Raw genomic sequence first — 11,271 nt, forward strand, 5'->3', positions numbered from 1 at the left:
GACAGGAGAAATGTGGCCAAGGTCCGCGTACATGAGCTCGCCAAAGAGCTCGGTATTACTTCCAAAGATGCAGTGACAAAACTGCAGGAATTGGGCGAATTCGTTCGCTCCGCCTCGTCAACTATTGAGGCCCCCGTCGTGAAGAAGCTTCGCGACGCCTACCCGGGCGCCAGCGCCGCAAGGGCTACTGCCCCTGCGGCAGCTCCCGTTGCGGCCCCGAGGGCACCAGCCGCGCCCGCAGCATCCCGCCCGGCGCCGGGCCCCGCAGCCCCTAAGGCTCCGGCTCCGGCTCCCAAGGCTGAAACCCCTGCCCCGGCAGCGCCTGCTGCAGCAGCACCTGTTTCTGCAGCGCCTGCAAGCCCGTTCTCGGCCAAGCCGGGTGCCCGTCCGGCACCCAAGGCCGAAACTCCCGCACCGGCACGTCAGGGCGGCCAGGCTCCGCGCCCCGGCGGCCCCCGTCCGGGCAACAACCCGTTCGCAACGTCGCAGGGCATGCCCCGCGGCCGTGGCGGCGACGGCGAGCGTCCTCCCCGTCCGGGCAACAACCCCTTTGCACCCTCGCAGGGCATGCCGCGCTCCGGTGGCGGCCGCAATGAAGGCGAACGCCCCGGCGGTCCGCGTCCCGCGGCCGGTGCCGGTGGCCCCCGCCCCGCAGCCGGTGCTGGTGGACCCCGTCCGGGCGCGCCGCGTCCCGGTGCTCCCCGTCCGGGCGCTCCGCGCCCCGCCGGTGGCCCTGCTGGCAACCGTCCTACTCCGGGCATGATGCCCAACCGCACTGAGCGTCCGGCTCCCGGTGGCGCAGGCCGTCCGGGTGGCGCTGGCCGTCCCGGTGGCGGCCCCGGCCGTCCGGGTGGCGCTCCTGGCGCCGGCACCGGTGGCGGAGCTCCCGCCGGCGGTGGCTTCGGCAAGGGTGGCCGCGGACGCGGTGGCACCCAGGGTGCCTTCGGCAAGGGTGGCGCAGGACGTGGCAAGCAGCGCAAGTCGAAGCGTGCAAAGCGTCAGGAACTGGAGCAGATGAGTGCTCCGTCGCTGGGTGGCGTATCCGTACCCCGCGGCGACGGCAACACCGTGGTCCGGCTTCGTCGTGGCTCGTCCATCACGGACTTCGCCGACAAGATCGAGGCGAACCCCGCCGCACTGGTAACTGTGCTGTTCCACCTTGGTGAAATGGCAACGGCCACGCAGTCGCTGGACGAAGACACCTTCGGCCTGCTCGGCGCTGAACTCGGCTACAAGGTCCAGGTTGTCTCTCCGGAAGACGAAGAGCGCGAGCTCCTCGACTCCTTCGACATCGATCTCGATGCCGAACTGGAAGCCGAAGGCGACGACGTCCTCGAACCTCGTCCCCCGGTTGTCACCGTCATGGGTCACGTTGACCACGGTAAGACCCGACTGCTCGACGCCATCCGGAAGACCAACGTGGTTGCCGGCGAACATGGCGGCATCACGCAGCACATCGGTGCCTACCAGATCAGCCACGTCCACGAGGGAACTGCCCGCGACATCACCTTCATTGACACCCCCGGTCACGAGGCGTTCACCGCCATGCGTGCCCGTGGTGCCAAGGTCACCGACATCGCCATCCTGGTTGTCGCAGCCGACGACGGCGTCATGCCGCAGACGGTGGAAGCGCTCAACCACGCCCAGGCGGCCAACGTGCCGATCGTCGTCGCGGTCAACAAGATCGACAAGGACGGCGCAAACCCGGACAAGGTCAAGGGTCAGCTCACCGAGTACGGCTTGGTTCCCGAAGAATACGGTGGAGACACCATGTTCGTTGAGGTCTCTGCCCGCCAGAACATCAACATCGACGAACTGATCGATGCCGTCCTGCTCACCGCAGACGCCGCTCTGGACCTGCGCGCCAACCCGGACAAGGATGCTCGAGGCATTGCCATCGAAGCGAACCTGAACAAGGGCCGCGGTTCCGTGGCCACCGTCCTGGTCCAGTCCGGTACCTTGGCCGTCGGCGACACGATCGTGGCCGGCACGGCTCACGGCCGCGTCCGTGCGATGTTCGATGAGGACGGCAACGCCCTCGACGTCGCGCTCCCGTCCCGTCCGGTACAGGTCTTGGGTCTGTCCAACGTGCCGCGTGCAGGTGACACCTTCCTGGTGACCTCCGACGAGCGTACGGCCCGCCAGATCGCTGAAAAGCGTGAAGCAGCCGACCGCAACGCGGCCCTGGCCAAGCGTCGCAAGCGCATCAGCCTCGAAGACTTCGACAAGGCTGTGGCCGAAGGCAAGATCGACACCCTCAACCTCATCCTCAAGGGTGACGTTTCCGGTGCTGTTGAAGCCCTCGAAGACGCCCTGCTCAAGATCGACGTCGGCGACGACGACGTTCAGCTGCGCGTCATCCACCGCGGTGTGGGTGCCATCACGCAGAACGACGTCAACCTCGCCACGGTGGACAACGCCATCATCATCGGCTTCAACGTCAAACCCGCCGAGCGCGTGGCTGACCTTGCCGATCGTGAAGGCGTGGACATGCGCTTCTACTCCGTGATCTACGCGGCAATCGATGACATCGAGCTGGCCCTCAAGGGCATGCTCAAGCCAGAGTACGAGGAAGTCCAGCTCGGTACCGCCGAGGTCCGCGAAGTGTTCCGTTCTTCCAAGTTCGGTAACATCGCCGGTTCCATCGTCCGCTCGGGCATCATCCGCCGTAACACCAAGGCACGCGTTAGCCGCGATGGCAAGGTCATCGGCGACAACCTCACAGTTGAGACGCTCAAGCGCTTCAAGGACGACGCCACTGAGGTCCGCACGGACTTCGAGTGTGGTATCGGTCTTGGCTCGTACAACGACATCAACGAAGGCGACATCATCGAGACCTTCGAGATGCGCGAGAAGCCGCGCGTCTAAGGCGTAGCGATAGGAGGGTCGGGGCCGTTGGATTTTCCGGCGGCCCCGCCCCTTTCCACCGAAATTTTAGGAGTAGAAATGGCTGATCCGGCACGCGCTGCCAAGTTGGCGCAGCGGATTAAGGTTGTTGTTGCTGAGGCCCTTGGCCGGCGGATCAAGGATCCTCGGGTTGAAGGCATCACCATCACCGATGCCCGCGTCACCAACGATCTTCAGCACGCCACCGTATATTACACCGTCTTCGGTGACGAGGTTGCCCACGCCGACGCCGCCAGGGCGTTGGAGAAGGCGAAGGGGGTCCTTCGTCAGGAAGTGGGCCGCAACATCACTGTGCGCCTGACTCCTACCTTGGAGTTCGTTCCTGACCTCATTCCGGTCAACGCGTCAAACCTCGAGGAGCTGCTGCGTACCGCCAAGGAGCGCGACGCCGAGGTGGCCGCACTGGCTGCGGGCGCCAAGCACGCGGGCGATGCAGATCCCTACAAGAGCGACGCACCGCAGGATGCGGACATCGACGAAGACGATTTTGACGAAGAAGACATCGACCTCCGCGCCGATGAAGATATCGACGAAGACGGCGGCAAGTAAGCTTCCGATTTCCGGGAAAAGGCCGGCTCCAAGTATGGAGACGGCCTTTTCTGCCTTCCGGCGCTCCCGGTGGCTATGATCGGAGCATGGCGGCGCACGATGCTCAGCAACTTGGGAAATACCTCGACCATGCGATCCGGCTCGCCGTACAAAACGTGGCCGACGGCGGTGGGCCTTTCGGCGCCGTCGTGGTCACCCCGGATGGCCGGCTCCATGACGGCGTGAACCGGGTCACCCGGGACAACGACCCCACGGCGCACGCCGAAGTGGTCGCGATCAGGCGGGCTGCATCTGAACTTGGAAGCTTCGATCTCAGCGGCTCCGTGCTCTACTCAAGCTGTGAACCGTGCCCTTTGTGCCTCTCAGCCGCGCTCTGGGCCAGGATCGGGCAGGTCTACTTCGCGGCGGACCGGCATGGCGCCGCCCGTGCCGGCTTCGACGACGCCGTGTTCTACGAATACTTCGACGGCGTCCGGCCTGAACTGCTGCCGGTCCAGCACGCGGACGTTCCGGCGTCGGACGCCCCGTTCGATGCTTGGCGCGGGCACAAAAACCGGACGGTCTACTGAGGCTCGACGTGGCTGGAAGCCACGCTGCCGGGGCTCAAACCCGCCCGGGAAGGCGGCTGACGCCGTCGAGTAGCTGCTGGTGATCCCCGCACAAGGCGATCCTGATCCACCCCTCGCCGATGGAACCGAACGCAGTACCCGGCGCCACGGCAACTCCGGATTCCGCGAGGAATTGGCGTACCCAGGCGCGCACGTTGCCGCCGCTTACATGCGAGACGTCCGCCCAAAGATAGAAAGCCCCTTGGGCATCCAGGAAGGGAATGCCCTTTTCGGCCAGCAGTGTCGAGGCTGCGTCCCGGTTGGCGCGGTAGTGCTTCCGGGCGGTGTCCACATAGTCCTGCGGGCCAGTCAGCGCCGCGACCGCGGAGTACTGCGAAGGCGAAGCCACGCAGGAAACGATAGCCTCCATGACGTTGTTCATCTTCCGCTCCAAGCCGGGAGGGCAAATGAGCGCGCCGATCCGCAGCCCGGTCAGTCCGTAGGTTTTGGACAAGGTCAGGGACGTGAAGACCCGGGCCTCGCCGGGAACTGCACTGTCGAAGCGGGCCGGGCTTGTGTGCTCAACATCGAACGTGAAGGCTTCGTAGCATTCATCCGAAATGATCCAGAGATCGTGCTTGACCGCCAGTTCCACGAGTCGGCGCATCAGTCCCTCGCCGATCACCGCACCCAGGGGGTTTGACGGCGAATTCAGGACCAACACCTTGGTGGCCGGCGTGATCAGCGACTCGATGTCCTCGATGCGGGGCTGGAAATCGTGCTCGGGGTAGAGCGGATACTCCACGGGGACGGCGTGCAGCAAGTGGCTTGTCATGGCAAAAGTGGGATAGCCCGGATTCGGAATCAGGATTTCGTCGCCGGGGGAGAGAAGCAGGCTCATGGCGAAATGCAGCCCCTGTTGGGCCCCGTCCACGACGTACACACGCTCGGCGCCGATGTCCACCTTGTTGTGGGCGCGAAAGCGCGCGGCAAAAGCTTCCCTGAGGGCCGGGATCCCGGCATTCGGGGTGTAGTTGGTCTCGTCCCTGTCCAGGCATGCGATCCCCGCCTCAAGGATGTGCCGGGGCAGCGCGAAACCGGGCTCGCCGATGCTGAGGACAATCGCCCCGGGCGTCGCCCAGGCGGCCTCGGTGATCTCGCGGATCTGGTTCACGGGCACTTCGCGGACGTGCGTGGCAAGCTCTGGCATGGGAGCCATCTTAGCTGCGGTGCGCTCCTTGTCGTGGAGTGCGGCTACAGCGGTGCCCGAACCCACTAAGGAAGACTACCCCGATGGAATCACACATTTTGGTTTGAAATTTTTCCAACACAAATGGCCTTCGACCGGCACAAGAATTACATGAGGGTCCAAACAGCGTGCGTCGATGGTCGTGATCCCGGCGGGTGTCATCCATGACATTGTGAATGACGGGGAATATCCATTGACCGCGATTGGTTTCTTCGCCAACGGAGTAATAAGCAGCGTCTTCGAGGAAGCGCTCATGCCCTCCAACACGAGCAAACATTCACTTCCCTGAAATCTAGGCAGCATATACAAGATATACAAGCAGTGTCGTTTGGGGGTCATTGTGGCAGCACGGAGCATACGGACAGCAGTGTCCCTCTACATCGATGTGATACGGAGGCCCGGCGCCGCTATCCCGATCATCGGGACAACCATTGCGACACTGCCGATCGGAATGCTCGGATTGTCGATTATTTTGACTATTCAACAAAATGGGAACGGCTTCTCGAATGCCGGCATCATTGTCGGAATGATGGGACTCGGCACCGGCGTCGGGATGGCCGCCCAGGGTCGCCTCATCGACATCTTCGGACAACCAAGAGTGTTGATACCCGTTGCGTCAATGCAAATGTCCTTCCTTATTCTGCTCGTAGTCGGTGTGAGCGGCGGATGGGCCATCTGGGTCATAGGACTCTTAGCATTTGGAGCGGGTTCCTGCCAGCCGCAGGTAGGGGCATGTCTTCGTTCATTGTGGGCGGTACTCGTGGAACCTGACCAGCGCCACGTTGCCACAGCCCTGTCCTCGATCCTGTTTGAGGCACCGATCATCATGGCCCCCATTCTGCTCACCGCCCTATTGCTGATCGCCAGTCCGGCGGCGGCGGTACTAACGGCAGCGGCGTTCTACACAATCGGGGCATATATGCTCGCCGCCAGCAGGGCATCCCGGACCTGGCAGCCAGACGCCAGGAGGCATGGAAACGTACTGGGAGCTCTGGCTTCGCCTGGAGTCCGCACTATTCTTCTGGTAGGATTTGGTCAAGGAATCCTCACCGCCATGGTGCAAGTCCCCTCGGCAGCCTTTGCGGAAAGATCCGGCGTCCCGAACGTCGCCCCCCTCTTGTACGGGGCACTTTCGATGGGCAGCCTCATGGGCACCGTGATCTACGGGGCACGACGCTGGGCCGTGTCCGCCTGGGTCCGGCTGACAGTTCTCCTCGGTGGCGCCGCAATCGCACTCCTCCTCTGCGCCTTGACGGCGGACCTCTTCGTACTTGCGGCGTCAGTCTTCCTTGTCGGTGCCTCAATCGGTCCGGTAGCGGTCTGCTACTTCGGCCTACTGGATGAGCTCGCTCCTCGAGGCACACGGACTGAGGCCTTCACCGTAGTATCGGCCGCAGCGCTGAGCTCCTTCGCCGCCGCGGCGGCCGGCGCTGGGGCTATTATCGATCGGTTCGGGGTGCCATGGGCATTCGGAATTGGCTGTGTCTCGATGGCCGTCACCGCCGTGACCGTCCTGGGAAGACGCAACACACTCAGGACCGACACCCTTGAGCGCCCGCCTCACGAAACCTCAGAACGGGTTGACTGATCGCGGGAACAAGGCCCCATCGATGCGGATCCGCTCCCCAATAAAAGCAGAGGTGTCCAAGGCCTTTGCGGTATCCGCCAGATCTAGTCCGCTTGACAACTGCGGCAGCAGAATGTGCCCACTCCTGCCATCCCGAAGCTGAAGATGGATGGACGTTTGTCGATGCCCGCCGTGGTGCGCTGCTTGTCGTGGAGCCAGCCAACGGAGCCATGGGCCGCAAGATCCATGCCCCGGCGCGGATATACTGGGAGGCGTGCTTTCTGGACTGGTAATCGTTGACAAGCCGCAAGGATGGACCAGCCACGATGTGGTTGGACGGATGCGGCGGCTTGCCGGTACCCGGAAAGTGGGCCACGCAGGAACCCTGGACCCTATGGCCACCGGCGTTCTGGTGCTCGGGATCAACAAAGCCACGCGGCTGTTGACCTACATCGTGGGCACCTCCAAGACATACTCAGCCACCATCCGGCTCGGTGAATCCACTATTACGGACGACGCCGAAGGCGACATCACAGCGAGCCGCAGCGCCGCCGGGGTCACCGAGGAAGCCATCCGCGCCGGCGTCGTCGAGCTCAGCGGGGAGATCCAGCAGGTCCCCAGCAGCGTCAGCGCCATCAAGGTCAACGGCGAACGGTCCTACGCACGTGTCCGTTCGGGCGAAGAGGTCAAGCTCGCCGCACGTCCCGTGACCATCCACCGTTTTGAGATCCATGCCATCAGGAGGATCGACGGCGGCAAGGTAGTGGACGTCGATGTCACCGTGGAGTGTTCGTCCGGCACGTACATCCGTGCGCTGGCGCGCGACCTCGGTGAGGCTCTCGGCGTCGGCGGTCACCTCACAGCTTTGCGGCGCACCCAGGTGGGACCGTACTCCCTGGAGCAGGCCCGCACCCTCGAGCAACTTGCCGAGGAACTGGAAGTTCTGGAAATGTCGGCCGCCGCCCGCGCGCTGATGCCCAACCGGGAGCTAAGCGAGGCCGAAACCACCGAAATCTCCTTTGGCCGCAGGATCGCGGCCGGGCCCGCTGCCGGCACGGCCGAGGCAGCCACTGCCGAGAACCCCACTGCCGCGTTCTCCCCGTCAGGGGAACTGGTGGCCCTGCTTTCCGATGCGGGGAGTTTCGCCAAGCCCGTGCTGGTGTTCACGCCCGATAACGAGAAGCAGCAGAACGAAAAGCAGGCACTCTAGCGATGGACGGATACTTTTACGCTGTTCCTGGTGGTGGGCTTGCTGTCCACCATCATCTGCGTCGTGGCGGGCCTGATGAAAAAGGCCCCCAACGACGTCACCATCCTGTCCGTCGCCGCCGTCGAGCTCGTCCTGCTGGTCTATCTCGTCGGATCTATCATCCGTGTGGCGACGGGTGAAAAGATCGCGGGAGAGCCTGGGAATTCTGGGGCTACATCATCACGGCGCTCATCCTTCCCATCGTGGCCGTGTATTCGTCCATCCTGGAACGGACCCGTTGGAGCAATTTCGTCATGGGCGCCGTGGGCGTCACCGCATTGGTCATGGCGGCCCGCATGAACCAGATCTGGTACTGACATTGGAAGAAGCACACGAAGTGACTGTTGAGACCCCCGAAAAGAAGAACCGGGACACCCGCAACACCGGTCCCGGGCGGCTGCTGATTGCCGTTTACGCGGTTTTTGCGATCTCGGCCACGGCCCGCGCCGGGTACCAGATCCTGACCAAGTTCTCAGATGCCCCCTTGGCCCACATCCTCTCGGCCTTCGCGGCCGTGGTGTACGTCGTGGCCACGGTCTCCCTCGCCAAGCCGGGCCGCACCTGGTTCAAGGTGTCCCTGGTGGCGGTCCTCGTGGAAATGGTGGGGGTCCTCGTGGTGGGTGCCCTCAGCCTTTTCGACCCTGTGGCCTTCCCGCACGACACCGTCTGGTCCCTGTTCGGCCGTGGATACGGCTTTGTGCCGTTGATCCTGCCGGTTCTGGGCTTGCTCTGGCTTTACCGCCGGCGCCCGGCACGGCTTCCGGAGTAACCCCGGGCGGGTAACCTTAGAGAAATCCGGCGCCGGAACACGCCGCCGGGCATAGCGAACACCAGCAGTAAAAGGCGAGGTTGATGGTCCACATCTGGAACGATCCCACCGAGGTCCCCGAGGATTTTGGTCCCAGCGTCGTTACCATCGGCAACTTCGACGGCGTCCATCGCGGACACCAGCAAGTGCTGTCGCAGCTTCTGCGCACGGCGGAGCAGCGCGGTGCCCGGTCCGTCGTCGTGACATTCGATCCCCACCCGGCCCTGGTTCACCGGCCCGAGTCCGCACCGGAGCTCCTCATGGGGCTGCAGGACAAACTCGATGCCTTGGCCGGCACGGGCGTCGACGCTGTCCTCGTCATGAAGTACAACCTCACGCTTGCGGCCATGACGCCGGAGGAATTCGTCGTCAAGGTCCTGCTGGACGGGCTTCACGCGGCACACGTCGTGGTGGGCCACGATCTCCGTTTCGGGGTCGGCAATTCGGGCGACGTCAGTACCATGCAGGAATTGGGCCAGGCCCTGGGCTTCGGCGTCCACGTGGTCAATGAGTTCGGCGCTGAGGGCTTTCCAGTCCACGACGACGGCGGTACGGACCGCCGCTGTTCCTCCACCTGGGTGCGCGAGGCACTCGCCGAGGGCGACGTCGAGACCGCCGCGGCCGTCCTCGGGCGCCCGCATCGGATGCGCGGCGAGGTAGTCCACGGCGCCGCCCGCGGACGTGCGCTGGGCTTCCCCACTGCAAACCTTGACCATGGCGCTACCGGATATGTCCCCGCGGACGGAATCTACGCCGGCTGGCTGGTGGACCAATCCGGAACCCGCTGGCCCGCCGCGATTTCCGTGGGTTCCAACCCCACGTTCGACGGCGTGAGCCGCCAGGTGGAAGCCCACGTGATCGACCGCCCCGAAGAATCAGTGGAGGACTTCAACCTGTACGGACAGACTGTCGTCGTGGAGTTCACGGCCCGGCTGCGCGGCATGGTGGCCTACCGCGGACCTGAGGCCCTCGTTGACCAGATGCGCCTCGACGTTATTCAGGCCCGCGATCTCCTGATCAACAAGTAGCAGGGGGGACGAGCCGTGAGCGTAGAGAAGAACACCCGGCCGCTCGACGAAGGCATCGTCAAGGATTTCCGCTCACGTATGAGCTACGGTTCCTACCTTCAGCTTCCGTTGCTGCTCAGCGCCCAGCAACCGGTCAGCCAACCCGAGCACCACGATGAGCTCTTGTTCATCATCCAGCACCAGACCACGGAGCTGTGGCTGAAGCTGGTCCTGCACGAGCTCCGCAGTGCCGCTGCATGGTTGCGTGAGGACGATCTTGGCTCGGCTTTGAAGGCGATCGCCCGGGTGAAACACATCCAGACGACGCTCACCGAGCAATGGTCTGTACTGGCGACGCTGACGCCCACGGAGTATTCCCAGTTCCGCGGCTTCCTGGGGAACGCGTCGGGATTCCAGTCGGCCCAGTACCGCGCCGTCGAGTTCATTCTCGGCAACAAGAACGCGAAGATACTGCCGGTGTTTGACGCGGACCCAGAGTCGAGGGCCGTGCTGGAGTTGCTGCTCCACGCGCCCAGCATCTACGACGAATTCCTGGCCTACCTGCACCGTCATGGCTACGAGGTTCCGGCTTCCGTCCTGGACCGTGATGTCACGCGAGCACACCAGTTCGCCCCTGAGCTGGTGCCACTCTTCAAGCACATCTACGAACATGCCGCAGAAAACTGGGCTGCTTATGAGGCCTGCGAGGAACTGGTGGACCTTGAGGACAACTTCCAACTGTGGCGCTTCAGGCACTTGCGCACTGTGCAACGGACTATCGGCATGAAGACGGGAACCGGAGGTTCGAGCGGCGTTTCATTCCTTCAGAAGGCACTCGAACTCACGTTTTTCCCGGAGCTGTTCGCCGTCCGCACCGAGATCGGGCAGTGACCGGGTTTTCCCTTTGATAAGGGTCACACGGCAGCTTTCGACAAGTTCGCCGGGCTGCCGGTAAACTGGGGGATGGATCCGGCTGCAGTCCGTGGCGGCTGGACCTGTTTTGTGTGCTTCATCGGCACAAACAACCCGGCAGCGAGGCGCTGAATCGGGACGCACGGCACAACTCTAGGAGTTCATGTGGCACTTGAAGCCGCTGTTAAGCAGTCCATCATCGAGGCATACGCAACGTCCAAGGGCGACACTGGTTCGCCGGAGGTCCAGATTGCAGTCCTGACTCAGCGGATCAAGGATCTGACTGAGCACATGAAGGAGCACAAGCACGACTTCCACACCCAGCGCGGTCTGCTGGGCATGGTGGGTCGTCGCAAGCGCATGCTGGGCTACCTCAAGAAGACTGACATCGCCCGCTACCGTGCGCTCATCGAGCGCCTCGGCCTGCGCCGCTAGTTTGACTTCGGGCGGCCCGATCCACCACGGACCGGGCCGC

11 protein-coding genes and 1 pseudogene are annotated in these 11,271 nt (G+C 63.7%); 11 read left to right on the top strand and 1 reads right to left on the bottom strand.

Going from position 1 to position 11,271, the window contains the following annotated elements; translation table 11 throughout:
• Positions 1-12: 12 nt before the first annotated feature.
• The 3 genes from infB to ACF0H6_RS19935 all read left to right on the top strand — a co-directional run bounded on the left by infB (position 13) and on the right by ACF0H6_RS19935 (position 4,025).
• Entirely contained in the window at positions 13-2,868 is a 2,856-nt protein-coding gene (infB, locus tag ACF0H6_RS19925) for a translation initiation factor IF-2 (protein WP_395251164.1), read from the top strand.
• 78 nt (positions 2,869-2,946) lie between these two features.
• Complete coding sequence (rbfA, locus tag ACF0H6_RS19930; RefSeq protein WP_395251165.1) at positions 2,947-3,456, top strand: 30S ribosome-binding factor RbfA; 510 nt, start codon at positions 2,947-2,949, stop codon at positions 3,454-3,456.
• 86 nt (positions 3,457-3,542) lie between these two features.
• On the top strand, positions 3,543-4,025 hold the full coding sequence (locus tag ACF0H6_RS19935) for a nucleoside deaminase (RefSeq protein WP_395251166.1): 483 nt from the start codon (positions 3,543-3,545) through the stop codon (positions 4,023-4,025).
• A gap of 34 nt (positions 4,026-4,059) precedes the next feature.
• Here ACF0H6_RS19935 and ACF0H6_RS19940 read toward each other — a convergent pair whose 3' ends face one another.
• A complete protein-coding gene (locus ACF0H6_RS19940) occupies positions 4,060-5,214 on the bottom strand; it encodes a pyridoxal phosphate-dependent aminotransferase (protein WP_395251372.1) in 1,155 nt (384 codons plus the stop codon).
• A gap of 175 nt (positions 5,215-5,389) precedes the next feature.
• On the opposite strand from ACF0H6_RS19940, the gene ACF0H6_RS19945 reads away from it, so the two are divergent.
• The 8 genes and pseudogenes from ACF0H6_RS19945 (at position 5,390) to rpsO (ending at position 11,231) form a co-directional block, all read left to right on the top strand.
• Positions 5,390-5,542 carry a hypothetical protein gene (locus ACF0H6_RS19945; protein ID WP_395251167.1) on the top strand — a complete coding sequence of 51 codons (153 nt, stop codon included), beginning with the start codon at positions 5,390-5,392 and terminating at the stop codon, positions 5,540-5,542.
• Positions 5,543-5,620: 78 nt separating this feature from the next.
• Positions 5,621-6,841: an MFS transporter gene (locus tag ACF0H6_RS19950; RefSeq protein ID WP_395251168.1), complete on the top strand. Its 1,221-nt coding sequence runs from the start codon at positions 5,621-5,623 to the stop codon at positions 6,839-6,841.
• Between the two features lie 253 nt (positions 6,842-7,094).
• Entirely contained in the window at positions 7,095-8,030 is a 936-nt protein-coding gene (gene truB / locus ACF0H6_RS19955) for a tRNA pseudouridine(55) synthase TruB (RefSeq protein ID WP_395251169.1), read from the top strand.
• A gap of 2 nt (positions 8,031-8,032) precedes the next feature.
• A pseudogene (locus ACF0H6_RS19960) lies at positions 8,033-8,386 on the top strand (hypothetical protein).
• A gap of 2 nt (positions 8,387-8,388) precedes the next feature.
• Positions 8,389-8,838 (top strand): hypothetical protein, encoded by a 450-nt coding sequence (locus ACF0H6_RS19965; RefSeq protein ID WP_395251170.1) that lies wholly within the window; start codon positions 8,389-8,391, stop codon positions 8,836-8,838.
• 83 nt (positions 8,839-8,921) lie between these two features.
• Positions 8,922-9,905, top strand: coding sequence for a bifunctional riboflavin kinase/FAD synthetase (locus tag ACF0H6_RS19970; protein WP_395251171.1), 984 nt, complete (start codon positions 8,922-8,924; stop codon positions 9,903-9,905).
• A gap of 15 nt (positions 9,906-9,920) precedes the next feature.
• Complete coding sequence (kynA, locus tag ACF0H6_RS19975; RefSeq protein WP_395251172.1) at positions 9,921-10,775, top strand: tryptophan 2,3-dioxygenase; 855 nt, start codon at positions 9,921-9,923, stop codon at positions 10,773-10,775.
• A 186-nt stretch (positions 10,776-10,961) separates the two neighbouring features.
• Positions 10,962-11,231: a 30S ribosomal protein S15 gene (gene rpsO, locus ACF0H6_RS19980; protein ID WP_269994582.1), complete on the top strand. Its 270-nt coding sequence runs from the start codon at positions 10,962-10,964 to the stop codon at positions 11,229-11,231.
• Positions 11,232-11,271 lie beyond the last annotated feature (40 nt).

Origin of the sequence: Arthrobacter sp. NA-172, from assembly GCF_043952055.1 — a bacterium.
GTDB lineage: Bacteria > Actinomycetota > Actinomycetes > Actinomycetales > Micrococcaceae > Arthrobacter.

Bases quoted from the DNA above. Each gene is read 5' to 3' on its own strand.
- ACF0H6_RS19970 (WP_395251171.1), top strand. From the start codon at position 8,922: ATGGTCCACATCTGGAACGATCCCACCGAGGTCCCCGAGGATTTTGGT.
- rbfA (WP_395251165.1), top strand. From the start codon at position 2,947: ATGGCTGATCCGGCACGCGCTGCCAAGTTGGCGCAGCGGATTAAGGTT.
- ACF0H6_RS19945 (WP_395251167.1), top strand. From the start codon at position 5,390: ATGGTCGTGATCCCGGCGGGTGTCATCCATGACATTGTGAATGACGGG.
- ACF0H6_RS19935 (WP_395251166.1), top strand. From the start codon at position 3,543: ATGGCGGCGCACGATGCTCAGCAACTTGGGAAATACCTCGACCATGCG.
- ACF0H6_RS19940 (WP_395251372.1), bottom strand. From the start codon at position 5,214: ATGCCAGAGCTTGCCACGCACGTCCGCGAAGTGCCCGTGAACCAGATC.